Here is an 18,448-nt window from a genome sequence, read left to right as displayed (position 1 = left end):
GATCGCACAGCCTACCTGAAGGGTAATCGCCTGAAAATAGATATAGATCTTCTCTTAAATAAATTTTGCAGATTTTGCCAGTTTAGAACTGCAAAGTTTCCTGTTGATAGTTATCTGGAGTCGGTTCGACTTGCCAGACTAATAATTCTCCTGGATCGAGGTCAACTTCTAAGGAAAGTTGGGGAACTGCTTCCGTTGCCAAATCTTCGTTACCCTCAAAATCTTGTAGTTCTGAGGTGAGTAATTTCAACTTAAAGCCAGCGGGGATCAAACAGCCAGGGGTGAGGCAGGACATTTCAAAGCGCCAAGATCCTGGTTCTTCTAAGGGGAGGATTTTTAACTCGTAAGGTTGATTAGCGATCGCCAGTTTTTTGGCTAAACCAAAAGCGGGAACAACACCATCAACAGTAGCAGCACCTCTAGCTCCATCGGCGCTTAAACTTAATTCAATCTGTCTCCAGCCAAATTCTGTCGAAAGGTCACTCAATCCCTGCTTGAGCCACTGTAAAACAGGAGTTTTGCTTGGTACACCACGACGAGTTGCAGACAGCCGACGACACCATTGAGGATTTTGCAGCAAGGCACCCCAGGTAGTGAAAGGAACGGCTAGTCGAGGTAAAAGCTGAGCGGGATTACCTAAACGCTCAATTAAATTATCTGCCTGTGGGGGAGTAAGTTCGGCAAGAGGTTCAATTGCAGCTTGGGTAACTTCATTAAGACATAATTCTCTAGCAACCCATAAGACATTAAGATCGGCGATCAACTGCCGATCGCTGAGGCTATAGGTGCGATCGCTAGGATTAAAACTACCCTGCTTTAACTGTTGATGAGTAGTATAACCCCAAACTCGGACATAACCAGCATCAACATTGACCTGTACTGCCAAATAATAGTCCGCTGTCCAGTTAGGCAGATCGATCCATTCTTGAGGTACTCTTAGTTCTTCTAGGTCTTCGGCTTCGCTGGGAATCAAAACCAATTTAGCATCTTCAATGGCGATCGCTGTACCGTTAACTACTTCCCAAACATCAACTTGCCCTTGTTGCCACTGTGTCTTAGCCGTAGCATCTACTTCCTCTTGTAACCAGGGTAGGAAAACCGCTAAGGTAACTTGATTGAGATAGTTCTGCCAACGGCTAGAAGCGCTACCAGCCGCTTGACTTTGTAACCAAGCGCGATCGATAGTAGCTTGGTCTAATGCAAGAACTAAATCTGTAGAGTTGAATATAGTTGAGTTTGCGGTAATCATCGGTGTAAATCCTTAAGTCTAGATTTTCTATTTAATTGTTAATTGCTGTCATAGTAGCTAGCTAACCATTCTTCTAATAGTGAGCTGATATTGTCGAGTATGTCCGAGGTCAAAGAGATATGCATAGTTGCCTGACTCCACTGTGCTAAAGCTAATAGCAGTCCTTTTCTAATCTTAGATAACTTGCGAGAAATACTGTATTGTTGGGTGTTTAATTCCTGAGCAATTTCTGCCTGTTTTAATCCCAAAGCATAATATAGTTGCAGTAACTTCTGTTCTTCTGGCTTTAATTGGTTAATAGTAGCGGTCAAAAACTGATTAAGATCGGTATGTTGCTGAGCGCGCTGCTCGATTTCCTCACGAGCAATCATATCTGCCAAGAGGGATTGGGTTACCTCTCCCACTAGGGAATCACCGATTTCTTGTTCAGAACCAGGCTTAGGTTGATTCAGTGAAGCTACGTTGGGAAATAAATAGGAACGTGCTGCCTTAACGCAGATCAGCAGCCAGTTTTCTAGCTGTGAACAGCTAGCCGTTTCTGTAGACAGCTTTAACTGAGTATGCCGTTCTTGATTATAAAGATTAGCGATCGCTAACCAGGTTTCTGGTTGTGGTTTTGGGAGACTGCGAGTCGAAGATGCTCGTTCGGGAACGTAGATCGTTTTAAGACAAGTCCAAGCTAAAATATAGCGTTCAGTTGTTTCTCGATCTAGTCCTGCATTAACTAGTGCCTCAATCATTCTTTTCTGACTCAGCTTGCGCAGTAAAGACCAATCAGAACAAATATCAATTTCTTTCTGCTGGCGCAATAGTTCTCGAATCAAATTGGCAAAAGTAATACTGGCATAGCTTGTAAGATTAAATCCTCGTTCGCGGTCAAACCCTTGAAGAATTTTATCAATACGGGCGATCGCTACTTGAAAGCAATCGGCAACAGTATATTGACTACTGCTAAAGCCACTAATAGTTTTGGTCGCCGACCAAAAGCAAACTTCCTGTAAATAAGCGGCTAAATGGTCTTTTGCTAAACCTGTCGGCTGTTGCTGCCAAATTTGATGCCAGTATAAAGCCCAAAAATTAGCTGAGTTGTCCGTTGAGATCTGATCCACAGACTGCCTCATGCTACGACGTAGGCGAGGATCTGTTGCCCAACCTGCAAAGCGATCGTCATCAAATTGAATAAAAGTAGAAAAAATTTCAACTGGATCTTGGCGAGGGAGCATTAATCGACCAAAAAATAAATGTAATAGTTGTACTGGCATTAGTTCAACAGTTTCACTCTAAGACTGCTAAACAGCATATTTTCTAGAGCGAGGTTGTTGGCAGTTTAGAACATCTTCAATACTGCTAGCTATTTACTCAAAATACTACACAATACTTAAATTAGTTTGATTTGCTGAGAGTTTCAATCTTAAGTTCTGCGTAGCAATATTAATTACTGCAAGGCATATATATTATAAAACTATCTTGTGTTCTCCATCATGTTTTTAGACAATTATAAATATCAGCTAAATATTAGATATCATGACTAGCAATTATTCCGAGGAGACAATACTCATAACTGCTGAGACTGAACCTTATATTGAACTTAATAATCAAGGTCAAACAAAAGTTCTGCGTCTTAGTCATGAGCTTAATTACTTGGGTAGAGATCCTAGCTGGGCAAATATGCTGACTCCCAGTGAATGGAATATAGTTTCTCGCAGACAGGCAATTATCGAAAAACAAGGCAATAACTTTCGGATCTATGATGGCGATCGCGATCAGCAAAAGCCCAGCGGTAATGGTATTTTTCTCAATCAGTCTCGCATCAATTTAACGGAAGGACACATCCTTAAAAACGGAGAGCAACTGCATATTGGGCAAGATCCCAGGCAACAAATAATTCTCACTTATTATAATCCCAAACAAGGGGAAATGATTATCCCCAGCGTGCGACGACTTGACCTCAAAGGGTTACAAAAATGGCCCGTCGAATTAGGACGCTCTCCTAATAGCACGTCGGCAATTGAATTAGATGCTCCGATGGTTTCTCGTTTCCACGCCACGATTAATCCTGATAGTCGAGGGGGATATATTCTTCAGGATCACAGCAGCAATGGTACTTTTGTTAACGGGGAACGTATAGACAAGCCTTTTCAACTCAAAAACGGCGATACAATCCAGATTGGGCCTTATGTCTTGTTGTTTACAGGGGAAGCGCTCGAATTAACTAACGCTACCAATCAAATTCGCCTCGATGCTCACAAGCTGACTTTTCAGGTCAAAGATAAAAAAGGCGAAACTTTTACGATCCTCAATGATGTTTATTTGGTCTTAGAGCCAGGACAGCTAGTTGCTTTTGTTGGCGGCAGTGGTGCAGGAAAATCTACCTTAATGAAGGCACTGTTAGGCATTGCTCCAATATCTTCAGGTAATGTCTATCTCAACGGCGATAACCTACGCAAAAACTGGCCTGTTTATCGTTCTCAGGTTGGTTATGTTCCCCAAGATGACATTATTCACCAAAATCTGACGGTAGAAGAGGTATTGCGCTATGCCTGTCAGCTACGACTACCACCAGACACCGACATCAATGAAGCGATTAACAGCACTTTAGAGCAAATCAAGCTTTCTCATGTGCAAAATACCCTGGTGTCTCGACTTAGTGGTGGTCAGCGCAAGCGCGTTAGTATCGGCGTGGAACTCCTAGCAGATCCCAAACTATTTTTCCTAGACGAACCAACTTCAGGACTAGATCCTGGTTTAGATAAAGAAATGATGCAGCTGCTACGGGAGCAAGCAGATCGAGGCAGAACTATAGCTTTAGTTACCCACGCTACAGATAATATTGGAATTTGCGATCGCATCGCCTTTCTCGGTTTGGGGGGTAACCTTTGCTATTATGGCCCTCCAGACGAAGCTTTAGCATTTTTTCAGCGTAACGGCGGACATTTTGAAAACGAGCATTTTGGTGATTTTGCCGATATTTACATTGAATTAAACAAAGGTAAAAATAAAGCGGCGATCGCTCAACGGGTTCGCTACTGGTCACAAAAATATGCTAATTCCAATGAGTATAGAGCATATATCCAAAATTCTCTGAGTCCAGGCAAGGAAAATCAGCAGGCTGCTAAGTCCAGCAATACTAAAAGTGTTTCTCCTTTTGCACAGCTATTTTTACTGTGCCAACGTTATTGGAAGCTAGTTAGTCGAGACAGCACCAGCCTGATTTTAACTTTATTAGCAGGGCCAATTACTATTGCTCTGACTGGCTTGCCTTTACGTGACGAACAGCCTCTAAGCATTGTCGATGACCCCAGCATTACTCAAGCTTCTTTAGCACTTCGTCTGTTGTTTATTTTTAGCTCAATCGCCATTTGGATTGGTTTAGCTAACTCTATTCGGGAGATAGTTCAAGAAACAGCAATTTACTTTCGCGAACGCTTACTTAATTTGGGATTAAGGTCTTATTTAACCTCCAAACTAATTATTCGTGGTGGTCTGGCTGTAGTTCAAACATTACTAATTTCTGTGGTGGTCTTACTGGTATTTCAATCCCCTCAATCTCAACTACTTCCTTGGTCTTTAGGCTTTGCTATCACTACTTTTTTAACTTTACTTGCTAGCACTAGTTTGAGTTTGATGCTGTCTGCATTGGTGAAAACTGAGAACGAAGGTAATGGGATTTTACCTCTAGTAATGATTCCCCAAATTATCTTTTCTGGCGTACTATTTAACTTAGAAGGATGGTCAAGCAAGCTGTCTTGGTTGATGCTTAGTCGCTGGTCAATTGGAGCATATGGTGCTTTAGCTGACGTTAATGCCATGGCGCCCAAACCCAACCCTGTTTTGAGTAGTGAAGTACTAAAAGACATCTTTCAACCTTCTTCAGTGTATGAAGCTACTTGGTCAAATCTTAATCTTAATTGGGGAATTTTAATAGTTCATACTTTAATTTACAGCATAGTTGCTCTGATTGTGCTGCGCCGAAAAGATATTTTTTAGCCCAGTATTTCCTACTAAGGTTTTTTACTTTTTTTTGCATCTTAAATGAAGTTGCTGTAAAGTGTTGGGTTCATTTTAGTTAGGGCATTGACAGTACGATCGACCGTAGGTTATACATTAATCTAGGACTAAGTATTTTCTCTTAAATGAATACACTTATCCTATTATTGTATATACTAAATTACTAATATTTTTTAAAGTTTAATTATCTACAAAAAAGCTCCTATTAAATTGCTAGCGGAACACTCGAGTATTTTTACAATGTAGTTTAAGTAAGAGTTCGTACTGCTATTACTTTATCGCTCTGATTCAGAACTTTAAAACTAATTCAAAAACAAGTTTATGTTAGACAAATTCTCTAGTACTCCAGACTACGCGGTAAATAAGCAAGATCGTTTAGATGATCAGATGATAGAGAGTAGAGATCTTCGTTCTCCTGGGTATTTAAAGTTAGCTGAAAAAGAAATTTCCTACAGACTAAAAATCACTATTTTGTTCTTGATGGACAGTTTAGCTTTGGCTTTAGGATGGTCAATTGCCTTCGACTACAGTTGGGCGCAACTTGATTCTGATTTTATGCACAAAAATCCAGCAATGTTCAGTCTTTTTTTGACTGTATTGGGATTTATGATTTTTCTATTTTCTGCCTACGATTTGTATCGTAAGGGGAATAAAAGCCGCAACCTTTCAAACCCAATCAAAGCTGTTTTTCTAGCGCATATAGCAATTGTACCAATTGTTTGGCGATTTTATGAATCTCAAGTCATTTATCAATTATTGCTAGCTAGCATCATAACGATTTTACTGGTTACTTTACAGCGTTTAAGTTTAAATTGGGTCTGGTTTTATGTGCGTCAAAAATACTACCCTTTAAAACAAAAAATTCTTTTGATTGGTAACCCAGAAGAATTAAAGAGTTCAAAAGCCTTACTAGAAAGTAGTGAAGTTTATCTAATTGCAGGACAGCTAGATCTATCCAAATTTCATCAAGATGAGGCACTTTACCTGGCTCTGGATCAAATTAACTATAAAGAGCTAGATGAAGTGTTTATCTGCTCATGGGAAGCGGTCAAAGGATCTGCTAGTCTTTATTGGAAACTAAGAACGATTGGTGTCAACTGGAGAATTCTGCCAATTAACTTCAAATTGCCCGCCAGACAGGCGGAAATTGCGACAATTATCGGCGTACCAACGATTAGATTTGCTCAATCGGCAATTGTCGGGATCGACTTTTTCAGCAAGCGAGTTTTTGATATTTTGGTGTCTTCTTTGTTGTTAGCAGTTATTGGGCTACCATTACTGGTAATTGCCATGCTAATCAAGTTAGATTCACCAGGTGCAATCTTATACCAACAGACGCGAGTTGGTCTAAAAGGAAATCACTTCAAGATCTGTAAGTTTCGTACCATGGTAGAAAATGCTAGTGAACTACAGCAAAAGCTTGAAGCGCAAAACGAAATTCAGGGAGGAATCTTATTTAAAATCAAAGACGATCCCCGTATTACTCGGATTGGTAAGTATCTACGTCGCTATAGTCTTGATGAACTACCCCAACTACTTAATGTTCTGCGAGGAGAAATGAGTTTGGTTGGGCCTAGACCGCTTCCTGTTAGAGACGTTGCCAAATTTTCTCAGGATCACTTTTTTCGCCAAGAAGTATTACCAGGAATTACTGGATTGTGGCAGGTTAGCGGTCGTTCTGATACTGGTTCTGAAGGTGTCTTCGATTTAGATTTTGAATATATTGAAAACTGGTCTTTGGCCCTTGATTTTAAAATTTTGCTCCAGACAATTCAGGTCGTCTTTTTAGCAAAAGGTGCATATTAATATATTAGTATTTACGGTCTTCGCAGTCATCAGATTGCGATCGCTTATTTCTTAAGATAAATAAAATTAATACAGTAAATTCATCAAGTTGAAATTTATGGATTCTAACTTACCCATTGAAGAGCATATCGATTTTAGTCGTTACTGGCAGGTAATCAGACGACACTGGATTCCAGCTAGCGCAACTTTTGTCGGGATTGTTACTCTTTCCTTAATTGCAGCTTTAGCATCAAAAAACATTTATGAAGCTGAAGCAAGATTACTAATTGAGCCTGAGCAAACTTCAAGCCGTATCGGTATTGCCGATGGTAATCCTGAAGTAAAAAAAACCGTTTTAGAAAAAGATCCGATTGAGACTGAAGCAGAGATTCTTGGTTCGAGAACCATTGTGGAAAAAGTAATTCAAGAACTCGACCTTAAAGAAGAAAATGGTAAGCCTCTAACTTATAAAACTGTCAAAAAAGCGCTCAAGGTTCAACCCGTCATCGGTACTGATTTATTACAAATATCTTATGAGAATCCAGATCCTGACGTAGCAGTTTCCTTTGTTAATCGGGCGGTAGAACTCTACTCTGATGGTTATGCTCTATTTAACAGTGAAGCAGCACTACAAGACGGAGATTTTATCAAACAGCAGCTACCGAAATTAGAGACTGAGGTGGAAGATGCCGAAGCAAACCTCCGCAACTTTAAAAATCGCAATGGTATTTCTGATCTTCAAGGGCAAATTACCGCCGATATTGATTCGGTTGCTCAGGTTGAAAATCAGATCAATCAGGTGAGCGCTGACTTGAATGACGTGAATGCACGCTATAACAGATTGCAGAGTCAACTCGGTATGAGTTGGCAAGAGGCTTCAGCAGTCAGTTCTCTCAGCCAATCCATCAGCTTACAGGAAACATTAGCTCAGCTACAAAAGGTCAAGGTAGAGCTGGCTCAAAAGAGTAATCTTTTATCGGATAGTTCTCCCCAAATTATTAGCCTCAAGGAGGAACAAGCAGATTTAGAAGCTTTGTTGAGAACAGAAGTAGCAAGTGCCTTGGGCCCTCAACAACAAGGACTGGCAGGACAAATTAATATTTTAAGATTGGGGGAATTAAAGCAAGGGCAACTTACAGAGTTTGCCGATCTGGGGTTACGCAAAGAAGGTTTAGAGCAGAGACTGGCATCCCTGAAAGATTCTTACAACAATTACCAAAAAAGGGCGAATCTTTCACCTCAACTAGAAGAGCAACAGCGACAATTAGAGCGTAAGCTTGAGTCAGTAACCGCCAATTATGAAACTCTTTTGACTAAGGCTAATGAGATAGGTATTCGTCAAGATTACAAGGTAGATAAAGTTAGAGTAATTTCGGCAGCAGCTCTGGCTGAAGATCCTGTTAATCCTGATGGCAAAATAATTGTCGCAGCAGGAGCGATGATGGGGCTACTTTTTGGTACGGCTTTAGCTTTTCTGTTAGATCTCAAGGACAATACTATCAAAAATACTCAAGAAGTAGAAAGTATGTTTGCTTATCCTCTTCATGGGGTTGTACCAGATCTTAGTTTGGGAGGAAATAATCAGCAGCTTCAGCTTCCTGGGAGCGAGAGAGCGAATTTTCCTGAGCAGGTTGTCAGCGAAGTATCGATGATGCCACTCAAAGAAGCCTATCAAAATATTCAGGTTAATCTTAATCTTCTTGACGCTAATGCCAAGAAAAAAGTGATTGCCATCACTAGCTCCGTACCCCAGGAAGGAAAGTCTTCTGTCTCAGCCAATCTTGCCGTAGCGCGATCGCAATGTGGTCAGAGGATCTTGTTAATCGATGCAGACATGCGCCGCCCAACTCAACATCATATTTGGGAAATTTCTAACCAAATTGGTCTACATGAAGTTATGGCAGGAAAAATTTTCTGGTCAGAAGGGGTACAAAATGTGATGCCTAATCTGGATGTTTTAACTTCTGGTTCAATTCCTGCCAATCCTATTGCTCTATTAGATTCTCCTTCTTTTCTCGATTTTATCGCCGAAATAGCTCAAGAATACGATCAGGTTATTTTTGATACTCCACCAATCATTGGTCTTGCCGACGCAAAAATCATTGGCAAGGCTGTTGATGGCTTTTTGTTTGTAGTTCGTCCAGGAGTGGCAGACTATAATAGTGCCACCGCGGCCAAAAAACTGCTTGACAGCACTGGATTAAAAGTTTTAGGCGTAATTGTCAATGGGGCTGATATGAAGCGAGAACCTTATCATTACAGCAGTTACTATTACGCTAAGAAAAAATAAAATTTAAAACTTTTGAGTTAGCCAAATTGATTATTCAGCTGATGGCAGATGTTAGCTTTTATTATGCTCTAAACTTCAAGCGTAACTATCAATTTTATTCTCATTTAAAAGCAGCATGAAATTATCAATTCGTCCTTGGGAAAATACGTTTGCAGTGGCTTCTTTATTGCTATTTTCTCAAGGATTTTACAGCCTAATTTTAGGGCCATCAATTGGTGGTGATGAAGGAGATATCGATAGTGCGCTGCTGCGCTTTGCTTTCCTCTCAATCTATCTCATCACTTTTGCTCTGTTAGGCTTGCGCTGGCAAAGAACAATCGCTTTTCTCAAAACCAATTTATGGCTACTGTTTTTAATTGGGCTGGTAATATTCTCGGTTTCATGGTCTTCACTCCCCGATCTTACCTTAAGAAAAGCGATCGCTTTAATTGGGACAAGTGCATTTGGCCTATATTTGGGGTCTAGATATAGCTTTGAGGAACAGCTTAAAATATATGCTTGGAGCTTTGGAATCGGCTTATTTTGTAGTTTTCTATTTGCCTTGGTCATTCCCACTTATGGAATTATGCCTTCTGGTAATTGGCGGGGCATTTATCCCCATAAAAATGGTTTGGGGGAAGCTATGTTTATGAGCTTTCTCACTTTCTACTTTCGCTCAATTTCAGCCAAGCAGTATCGGACATTTTACCAAATTTGCTGCTTACTCTCAGTCGTAATCATACTCTTGGCTCAATCTGGGACATCTTTGATTAGCGTGATATTTATTTTTACAACTGCTCAAGGATTAAAACTAGTATCGTTTAAATCTAAGCAGAGTGTTTTGGCAATCCTGCTCCTGTTGATCTTCATAGCCTTATCGCTATTCTTCCTGATGATCAATTTTAATACCTTCTTAAATGCCTTTGATAAAGACATTACCCTCACAGGAAGAACTCCTTTATGGGCCGATCTCTGGGGTTTCATTCAACAAAAGCCCTGGCTTGGTTATGGATATGGTGCGTTTTTTTCGAGTTCACACCGAGAAACAGATATAATTTGGAAAGTTCATACTTGGATTCCTCCTCATGCACACAATGGCTTTATTCAAACTTGGTTAGATATAGGCGTAATTGGACTAGCTGTATTTAGCGTTAGCTATTTTGGCTGTATTTTCAATGCCCTCTTTAAATATTTATTGTCTAAAGAAATTAAAGTGCTGTGGATTTTTCTGCTTTTACTCTATACTATTTTTTTCAACCTAACCGAAGTATCTTTCTTGAGTCAAAGTACGCTCTGGATTATCTCTTTAGCAGCAATCTACTCCATGAAAACAACTTCAAAAATCAAGCTTTTAAGTTAGTTAATGCCTAAAAAAAAAGTCATAGCAAAAATTAAGCAGCTTACTCAAAGTGAAAGATTCAAAGATTCGTTAGCAATTTTTCTGTCTTTCATTTTGCAATTGCTGGTTCAAGGGATTTATTTTATAATTCTAGCCCGTACCTTTGCTCCTGGAAAATATGGAGCTTATGTAGGAATAGTTGCTATAGTCTCTATACTAATACCTTTTGCTAGCTGGGGCAGCGAACAAATAATTATTCAAAATGTTTCTCGGCAAAGAAGTTTATTTCGAGAATCTTGGGGAACAGGCATCCTCAAAACGCTTATTTTTGGTTCGCTATTTACCAGTTTAATTCTGATAGTTTATAGTTTTTTCCCTATACCTGGAATCTCTATTCAGGTCGTCTTTGTGGTAGCTTTAGCTAATTTAATTTTTTTAAGATTAAATGACTTAGTTAGAGACAGTTTTGTGGGGATTGGAATGCTTGACTATACCGCAAAAATTATGTTTTTAGTTTCAGTAAACAGATTTTTTGGCGTGTTAGTATTAATTACCCTATATGATAATCCGAGTATTTTAACTTGGACAATTATTTATTGTATTGCTACCTTCTTGGCGGCGGTGATGTCTACTTATTTACTAGTGAAGCAGGTAGATTATCCTAAGTTTGTTTTAGCAAAAGTAAAGGAGGATCTAAAATTAGGTTTTTCTTTCGCGATCGGTATTTCCGCTCAAACTATCTATAACGACATCGACAAATCGATGTTGGCTAAGCTATCAACTTTAGAATCTGCGGGAATTTATGGAGCGGCTTACCACATTTTAAATGTCTCGTTTACGCCAATTATGTCATTAGCGATGGCTTCGTTTAGAAACTTTTTTCAACAGGGAGCTTCGGGAATCAAAAGTAGTTTCGAGCTATGCAAAAAATTACTACCTATGTCTGTAGGTTATTCGCTAATCGCTATTGTGGGACTGGCAGTTTTCGCTCCTCTAGTACCATTAATTTTGGGTTCAGAATACAAAGATTCGGCGACTGCTCTAATATTGTTATCTCCCAGTATATTCTTTCGGACGATGCATATATTTGCAGCTGATACATTAACAGGAGCTGATTTACAAGAAGTTAGAAGTGGATCGCAAGTGTTAGTAGCAGTTGTTAATGGCTTACTTAATTATTGGCTGATTCCCCTGTATAGTTGGCGTGGTGCTATTTGGGCAACTCTTGTCTCTGAATGTTTGTTGATGATTGTATTGTGGAGTGCTGTCTATCTATATTCTAGAAAATCAGCGTAAACTAATTCTCACAATATTCACAGCATCATATTATGATGTTCAGCGTGACTTGGCAATCAACTAAAACCATTAAAAATTATCACAGTGAATCCATTTAATTAATGTCAGAGACAACACCTCCAACAAAACTGAGTGGCTTATTTATTGTTTGGAAAAAATATCAGAGAAGACCAGAAGTTTTGGCTTCTCTTTTAAATTGTGAACTAAAATTTTTGCCTCATCTTTTTCCCAGTAAATATCTTAGACCTTTAGACTACCTATTCAAATTAGCAGTCAATATCAAAGACATTCTGCTGAAAAGACCTGATTTTGCGATCGCCCAATGTCCGCCAACTTTTAGCGCTCTACCCGCATTAATAACCAAAACTCCCTACCTTATTGATGCACATAACCCACTATTTCAAGTAAAAATGTGGCAAAAGTTACCTATTTCCCAGACTATTTTAAGCAACTCTCTCGGCATAATTGTGCATAACACCGAGATGTTTGAGCTAGTTAAGGGAATGTATCCTGCAACAAAGCTGTTTACAATTTCCGATCCCATTAAGGCGATCGCGCCTTCTTGTCCGCCAAAACGGCTAGAAAAGCAAATTTTGGTGATTGCCTCTTTCGATCCCTGGGATGAGCCTGTAGAGTTGCTAATCGACAGTATGAAAAAACTGACTGAATATAATTTTGTCATTACCGCTGATGCTAATAAACTTAATGCAGCAACCGCAAGCAGTCTACAGCAGTTAAACAACGTCAGTTTAACGGGTTTTTTGGCAACTGAAGATTATCACCAAGTTTTGTGTTCCAGCCTGGCTGCTTTAGTCCTAACTACCAGTGATGCTACCCAGCCGAGTGGTGCTTGTGAAGCTCTATCTTCTGATACTCAATTAGTGATTAGCCGAACTTCTCTAACGGAAAAACTATTTGGAGAATGGGCGGTATTGGTTGATAATAACCCTCAAGCGATCGCCCAAGCTATTCGCTCTTTATCAGTCCAAGAATTAGACCTAGCTGCCTATCGTCAAAAATGGAATATGTCAGTACAGCAAGAAATTACTCGACTTTCAAAGTTCATTGAGCAGCAGCACCACAAAAAGTAAAGGAGATTGCCAGATAAGCTCATTAATTACTTGTTGATTTAAGCTGGATTAAGCTAGTCAACCATCAAGTTGAAGGGAGGATAATAACTATTTTTGTCTATTTTAGTGGTGATAATAATATATTGTAAAGTTAGTATTATTTAGGTGAATATTAGGTTAGAATCTTTACCTAAATATGAACCCTAAAATGGTCTAATTAAAATATGCTTAGGTTAAAAAACTTGGGTATTCAAGATTAGCAGAAAACGAAAATTTTTGGATACAAGACATAATAAGCTAGGCTAAAAACTTTAGCAGACATATAAAAAAACTTAAAAATGAAAGTAATGCTTTACTGCTGCCAGTTGATTGTTGATTAATCGATCTGCAATCTGCGTAAGTATTCATAAGTGGCATTACTGTATTTACGCCTTACTAAGCAAAATGAACATGAGAGTCGTAGAGAACGAAATCGAAACCTTAAACAACCCCCAGCCTACTAAAATTGCTATTTGTGTAATTACCTGTTTCCGACCTGACGGACTCAAGAGATTACTAAATGGTGTAGCAAAACAAAAATTCACTAAAAATCTAGCACCAGATATCAAGCTTGTGATTGTGGATAATGATGCTGAAGGTTCTGCCCGAAGTGTTTGCGATGAATTTGTGGCTCATCACAAAATCCACCTAGTATACGAGATTGAAAAGCAAAGAGGCATTCCTTTCGCTCGCAATCATTCAGTAGATATAGCGAAGAATGATGTAGATTTTATTGCGATTATGGATGACGATGAAGTACCTGCTGAAAACTGGCTAGATGAATTGATGACAGCTCAACAGGAATTCTCTGCGGATATTCTAACAGGCCCCGTAACACCTCATTTTGTCGAGCAACCCGCCAATTGGCTCGAGAGCTTTTTTGGAGCTGACAATTTGTCTAATGGGCAAAATTTGCATCATAACTATGAATACGCCTATACTAGCAACCTTTTCGCTAAGGCAGAATTATTTCAGCATATTCGTTTTGATGAGCAGTTTCGTTCTAATGGTGCGGATGATACACATCTATTCATGCAGGTTTACCAGAAGGGATACAAGGCTATTTGGGCAGAGAAGGCTCTGGTGACAGAATGGCTCCCGACCAGTCGGACTAATTATAAATGGCTGTGGCAAAGAGCTTATCGTCGTGGAAATGGATTCGCCTTTTGTGAATTAGTTCAAAATCGCTCTCTAGGCACGAGAATTCAGCGATTTGCTAAAGGCAGTTTTCGCTTAGTTCAGGGCATATTAACGGCAGCTATATCTTTTGGTCGCAAGGCTGTCTTCGTCAAAGGCATTCAAACCTCATTTTTAGGGGCTGGTATGATTACGGGTAGTCTGGGTAGTGAATATCAAGAATATAGAACCATTCACCGTGTTTAAGATCGAGTTGTTTGAATAGTTAAACAGTTTCGACAACAGGGATTTGAGGAATTAGGGAAATTCTTGCTTTCAACCCATCATGCAAATTTCAGATAACTAAATACTAATTTAGTAGATCGAGTAGCTTGAACTATGAATGGATTTGACTTATAGCCGTACAAAGTTAGATTAGGACAATTAAGGTGATCGGCTCGAAGGTAGTAGGTAGTAGGTAGTAGGTAGTAGGTAGTAGGAGTAGTTTTTCAAAAATGTCCTAACGTTTTTACGTATGGCTATATTTGTCGATAAATTGCACTAAATTAAGCTCAAAAATCGTCAGGGGTTCAAATACTTTTGTACTTCGTAATCCTAATCTAAATTATCTTTAAGTAGACTACTATTTTGTTGTTTATTTAAAACCCTTGGTTATTCAAATTGATAATTTAAATTGGCTTACTAAACAAAATAAGCTATATCTCGTAATATTTAATTATTGCAGTCTTTTTCTCAGCATTTTTACTGATTAGTTATCGACATATTGATAAATTCAAGCTATTATGGCATAGACTTAATAGTAAATATACTTAATAGTAAATACTCATAACTCACCTGAAACTTATTGAATTTTAACTCCGAGTTTTAGATAACAGTTGGGTCAGTGAGATAAATAAGCAGTTAAAAATTAAAGTTGAATATGGGTGTAGCAATTATTACTGGTTCGGCTGGTTTGATCGGTTCGGAAGCCGTCAGATTCTTCAGTAGCTTGGGAATGGATGTTGTCGGTATAGATAATGATATGCGTAAGTTTTTCTTTGGCGAAGAAGCTTCAACTAAGTGGAATCGTCAAAGATTAGAAAAAGAGATTGATAACTATCAGCATCGTGAAGTTGATATCCGCGATTATGATGCGATCGAAGAAATATTTCAACACTTTGGTAATGACATATCGCTGATTATTCATACAGCAGCTCAACCATCTCATGATTGGGCTGCTAAAGATCCTTTTTCGGACTTTACAGTTAATGCTAATGGTACCTTAAATCTACTCCAGGCTACTCGTGAATATTGTCCTGATGCGGTTTTCATCTTTACTTCTACCAACAAGGTTTATGGAGATTTACCTAACTCCTTGCCTTTGAAAGAATTAGATCGACGCTGGGAAATCGATCCAGCTCATGAATATGCTCAGGGAATACCAGAAAGCATGAGTATCGATCAATGCAAACATTCTTTATTTGGAGCTTCTAAAGTTGCTGCTGACGTACTTGTACAAGAGTATGGGCGCTACTTTGGGATTCGTACTGCTTCGTTTAGAGGAGGATGTTTAACTGGGCCAAATCATTCAGGAACAGAATTACACGGATTTTTAGCATACCTAGTTAAGTGTACGGCGATCGCTAAGCCATATACCATTTATGGCTACAAGGGAAAACAGGTTCGCGATAATATCCACTGTTCAGATTTAATCTCTGCCTTTTATGAGTTTTATAAAAATCCTCGCGTAGCCGAAGTTTATAACATTGGTGGTGGCAAAGAAAGCAACTGCTCAATGCTTGAAGCGATCGCCATTGCTGAGGAACTTTCTGGTAAAAAATTAGATTATTCATATACAGATACTAATCGCAGTGGGGATCATATCTGGTACGTTAGTGATTTAGCCAAGTTTAAATCTCACTATCCAGATTGGTCACTTAAGTATGACATCAAACAAATTTTGTCAGAAATTTATGAAAGTGGTATAGAAAGATGGAATTAAACAATGATTAATTTAGGAAAATATTCAATCTTAGGAATTAACGTTAACGCAGTTGATTATGAGTCGGCAGTATCAACAATTACAGATGCTGCCAAAAATAAGCAAGCATTTGCAGTTAGCGCCTTGGCGGTACACGGGGTAATGACTGGTTTTTTAGATAGCACCCATGCTAGGCGATTGAATGGTCTCGATCTGGTAGTTCCTGATGGACAGCCTGTGCGCTGGGCATTGTCAGGGATTTACAAAAAGCAATTACCCGATCGCGTTTATGGGCCGAACTTGACTCTAAAAGTAGCAGAGTCTCTTGCTAGAGAAGGATTAAGCATTTATTTATACGGTAGCAAAAAAGAAACTTTAGCCAAGTTTGCGCGTAATTTAAAGCGGCTCTATCCTGGATTTAAGATTGCAGGCATGGAAGAATCTAAATTTAGAAGACTTTCCCCTGATGAACGTTTAGAGTTAGTTGAGAGAATTAAGGCTTCTGGTGCTAGTGCCGTTTTTCTCGGCTTAGGCTGTCCTCGACAGGAAACTTGGGCTTATGAATATCGTAACTTACTCAATATGCCAATTTTGGCAGTTGGCGCAGCTTTTGATTTTCATGCAGGAACTTTACCTCAAGCACCAAAATGGATGCAGGATGTGGGTTTAGAATGGCTGTTTCGTTTAATCCAAGAGCCGAAAAGGTTGTGGCAGCGTTATGCTATTTTGAATCCACTATATGTCTGGCACGTTTTACAGCAATATTTGGGCTTGAAGAAATTTGTGCCAAGTATGCCAAATGGTGAAGAAAAGATCGAATCTTATGGGTAGTTAAGTAAAGAGCGAGTCAGGATGAAAGTAATTGATGAGTTTTCCAGCTCTTGGTTTTTACTTCATCCTGATTATTTTCAGAGCAAATCTAGCGATCGCCACGCACCTTTTCTCGATGGTTAGCGACAGACTCAACCAAACCGATACTGATAAAGGTTGTTAACAGAAAAGATCTGCCGTAGCTCATCCAAGGGAGAGGGATGCCAGTAATCGGTGTTAATCCAATCGTCATACTAACGTTAATCACAATTTGAAAGGCAATTATAGCTAGAGTGCCGATCGCCAGTAAAGAACCAAAATCATCCTTTGCCGTAGCTGCAATCCAAAGCAAACGAACGCAGATTAGCCAAAAAAATGACACGAGCAGGATACAGCCAATAAAGCCGAATTGCTCGCCAACGGCAGAAAAAATAAAATCAGTATGCTGTTCGGGAATAAAATCAAGCTTAGTCTGAGTCCCCTGATGCCATCCTTTGCCCCAGAATCCACCCGCACCGATCGCAATTCGTGATTGAATCAAGTGATATCCTCCACCTAAAGGATCTTGTTCGGGATCGAGAAACAGAGTTAATCGCGCTTTTTGATAGTCTTTTAAGGCATTCCAGAACACAATAGCTAACTCCACCGCACCTAAATTAATTATTAAAGCACTAAGGGTAGAAATAATTCTATTGGGTAAAGTTAACCAGGCGATCGCCATCACTAGTAAAACCCAAAGGATCCAGCCTGGAAGATAAAGATTATAAAGGATAGCTGAAAACAGTGGAGAAACCAGCAAAATCAGCCAGCCTATTTTAGCATTTGCCCAATACAGCATCGTGATGACGATCGCCCCAAAAACAAGAGAAGTACCTAAATCAGGCTGGATAAAGACTAAGCCCCAAGGAACAGCAGTAATGGCTAAAGTTCGCAGGATAGTTTTTAAATTCGTACCGTCCTGATTATGTAATAAAGCTGCTAAAGTAATTACCATCGCAATTTTGGCAAACTCAGAAGGCTGAACATTAAAACCTGCAATGTTAATCCAACTTTGCGCCCCGTTTGCCGATACTCCTGTAAAGATTACGGCAATTAGAGAAATGTTAGTTAGAGCATAAATCAACCAGTGCCAACGCAATAATATTAGATAATGCCAACGAGCAATAACCAAAGTAATAATTAATCCCACTGCGCTAAATAGCCAATGTTGGTAACTGTAGTTATGTTTTCCAGCCAACTCGGTACTATAAATTGCAAATCCACCGAATACAGTTACGGTGATGACTGATAACAGCAATAACCAGTCAAGCGATCGCCAAGAACTGACCAAAAACCATCCCCGTTGTTTTAAGGATGTAAATTTAGACTTGACAATATTTGATTTGCTGGGTTGAAGACGAGATTTAATCACTTTATAACTAGATAAATAGGTGAACATTAATAGTTGATATGGTTCACCGTAATCAAGGTACGCAACTATTCAATA

General features: G+C 39.2%; 12 protein-coding genes. 9 read left to right on the top strand and 3 right to left on the bottom strand.

All coding sequences use genetic code 11. The features are described 5' to 3' along the window. Positions 1-82: 82 nt before the first annotated feature. Together KME09_17205 and KME09_17200 are read right to left on the bottom strand one after the other, a co-directional pair. Entirely contained in the window at positions 83-1,249 is a 1,167-nt protein-coding gene (locus tag KME09_17205; protein MBW4535678.1) for a DUF1822 family protein, read from the bottom strand. Between the two features lie 38 nt (positions 1,250-1,287). Beyond that, entirely contained in the window at positions 1,288-2,472 is a 1,185-nt protein-coding gene (locus tag KME09_17200) for a sigma-70 family RNA polymerase sigma factor (GenBank protein MBW4535677.1), read from the bottom strand. Between the two features lie 301 nt (positions 2,473-2,773). Here KME09_17200 and KME09_17195 point away from each other — a divergent pair, with 301 nt between their 5' ends. From KME09_17195 to KME09_17155, 9 genes are all read left to right on the top strand, one after another. Further along, positions 2,774-5,236: an ATP-binding cassette domain-containing protein gene (locus tag KME09_17195; GenBank protein ID MBW4535676.1), complete on the top strand. Its 2,463-nt coding sequence runs from the start codon at positions 2,774-2,776 to the stop codon at positions 5,234-5,236. Positions 5,237-5,578: 342 nt separating this feature from the next. Further along, on the top strand, positions 5,579-7,063 hold the full coding sequence (locus KME09_17190) for a sugar transferase (protein MBW4535675.1): 1,485 nt from the start codon (positions 5,579-5,581) through the stop codon (positions 7,061-7,063). 97 nt (positions 7,064-7,160) lie between these two features. Continuing rightward, positions 7,161-9,332: a polysaccharide biosynthesis tyrosine autokinase gene (locus tag KME09_17185; protein MBW4535674.1), complete on the top strand. Its 2,172-nt coding sequence runs from the start codon at positions 7,161-7,163 to the stop codon at positions 9,330-9,332. A gap of 115 nt (positions 9,333-9,447) precedes the next feature. Then, positions 9,448-10,671: an O-antigen ligase family protein gene (locus KME09_17180; protein ID MBW4535673.1), complete on the top strand. Its 1,224-nt coding sequence runs from the start codon at positions 9,448-9,450 to the stop codon at positions 10,669-10,671. A gap of 3 nt (positions 10,672-10,674) precedes the next feature. After that, on the top strand, positions 10,675-11,946 hold the full coding sequence (locus KME09_17175; protein ID MBW4535672.1) for an oligosaccharide flippase family protein: 1,272 nt from the start codon (positions 10,675-10,677) through the stop codon (positions 11,944-11,946). Positions 11,947-12,047: 101 nt separating this feature from the next. After that, positions 12,048-13,037: a glycosyltransferase gene (locus KME09_17170; protein ID MBW4535671.1), complete on the top strand. Its 990-nt coding sequence runs from the start codon at positions 12,048-12,050 to the stop codon at positions 13,035-13,037. A 423-nt stretch (positions 13,038-13,460) separates the two neighbouring features. Beyond that, positions 13,461-14,438: a glycosyltransferase gene (locus KME09_17165; protein ID MBW4535670.1), complete on the top strand. Its 978-nt coding sequence runs from the start codon at positions 13,461-13,463 to the stop codon at positions 14,436-14,438. A gap of 673 nt (positions 14,439-15,111) precedes the next feature. Next, positions 15,112-16,173 (top strand): NAD-dependent epimerase/dehydratase family protein, encoded by a 1,062-nt coding sequence (locus KME09_17160; GenBank protein MBW4535669.1) that lies wholly within the window; start codon positions 15,112-15,114, stop codon positions 16,171-16,173. 3 nt (positions 16,174-16,176) lie between these two features. Beyond that, the gene (locus KME09_17155) at positions 16,177-16,983 is read left to right on the top strand and encodes a WecB/TagA/CpsF family glycosyltransferase (GenBank protein MBW4535668.1); all 807 of its coding nucleotides are present in this window, start codon (positions 16,177-16,179) and stop codon (positions 16,981-16,983) included. Positions 16,984-17,071: 88 nt separating this feature from the next. On the opposite strand, the gene rodA is transcribed toward KME09_17155, so the two are convergent. Then, positions 17,072-18,400 carry a rod shape-determining protein RodA gene (gene rodA, locus KME09_17150; protein ID MBW4535667.1) on the bottom strand — a complete coding sequence of 443 codons (1,329 nt, stop codon included), beginning with the start codon at positions 18,398-18,400 and terminating at the stop codon, positions 17,072-17,074. Positions 18,401-18,448 lie beyond the last annotated feature (48 nt).

This window comes from Pleurocapsa minor HA4230-MV1, from assembly GCA_019359095.1.
Taxonomy (GTDB): Bacteria; Cyanobacteriota; Cyanobacteriia; order Cyanobacteriales; family Xenococcaceae; genus Waterburya; species Waterburya minor.
This window is presented reverse-complemented; position numbering and strand designations above follow the sequence as displayed.

Excerpts from the sequence above, each read along its gene's own strand:
- KME09_17205 (MBW4535678.1), bottom strand. The coding sequence starts at position 1,249 with ATGATTACCGCAAACTCAACTATATTCAACTCTACAGATTTAGTTCTT.
- KME09_17200 (MBW4535677.1), bottom strand. The coding sequence starts at position 2,472 with ATGCTCCCTCGCCAAGATCCAGTTGAAATTTTTTCTACTTTTATTCAA.
- KME09_17195 (MBW4535676.1), top strand. The coding sequence starts at position 2,774 with ATGACTAGCAATTATTCCGAGGAGACAATACTCATAACTGCTGAGACT.
- KME09_17190 (MBW4535675.1), top strand. The coding sequence starts at position 5,579 with ATGTTAGACAAATTCTCTAGTACTCCAGACTACGCGGTAAATAAGCAA.
- KME09_17185 (MBW4535674.1), top strand. The coding sequence starts at position 7,161 with ATGGATTCTAACTTACCCATTGAAGAGCATATCGATTTTAGTCGTTAC.
- KME09_17180 (MBW4535673.1), top strand. The coding sequence starts at position 9,448 with ATGAAATTATCAATTCGTCCTTGGGAAAATACGTTTGCAGTGGCTTCT.
- KME09_17175 (MBW4535672.1), top strand. The coding sequence starts at position 10,675 with ATGCCTAAAAAAAAAGTCATAGCAAAAATTAAGCAGCTTACTCAAAGT.
- KME09_17170 (MBW4535671.1), top strand. The coding sequence starts at position 12,048 with ATGTCAGAGACAACACCTCCAACAAAACTGAGTGGCTTATTTATTGTT.
- KME09_17165 (MBW4535670.1), top strand. The coding sequence starts at position 13,461 with ATGAACATGAGAGTCGTAGAGAACGAAATCGAAACCTTAAACAACCCC.
- KME09_17160 (MBW4535669.1), top strand. The coding sequence starts at position 15,112 with ATGGGTGTAGCAATTATTACTGGTTCGGCTGGTTTGATCGGTTCGGAA.
- KME09_17155 (MBW4535668.1), top strand. The coding sequence starts at position 16,177 with ATGATTAATTTAGGAAAATATTCAATCTTAGGAATTAACGTTAACGCA.
- rodA (MBW4535667.1), bottom strand. The coding sequence starts at position 18,400 with ATGTTCACCTATTTATCTAGTTATAAAGTGATTAAATCTCGTCTTCAA.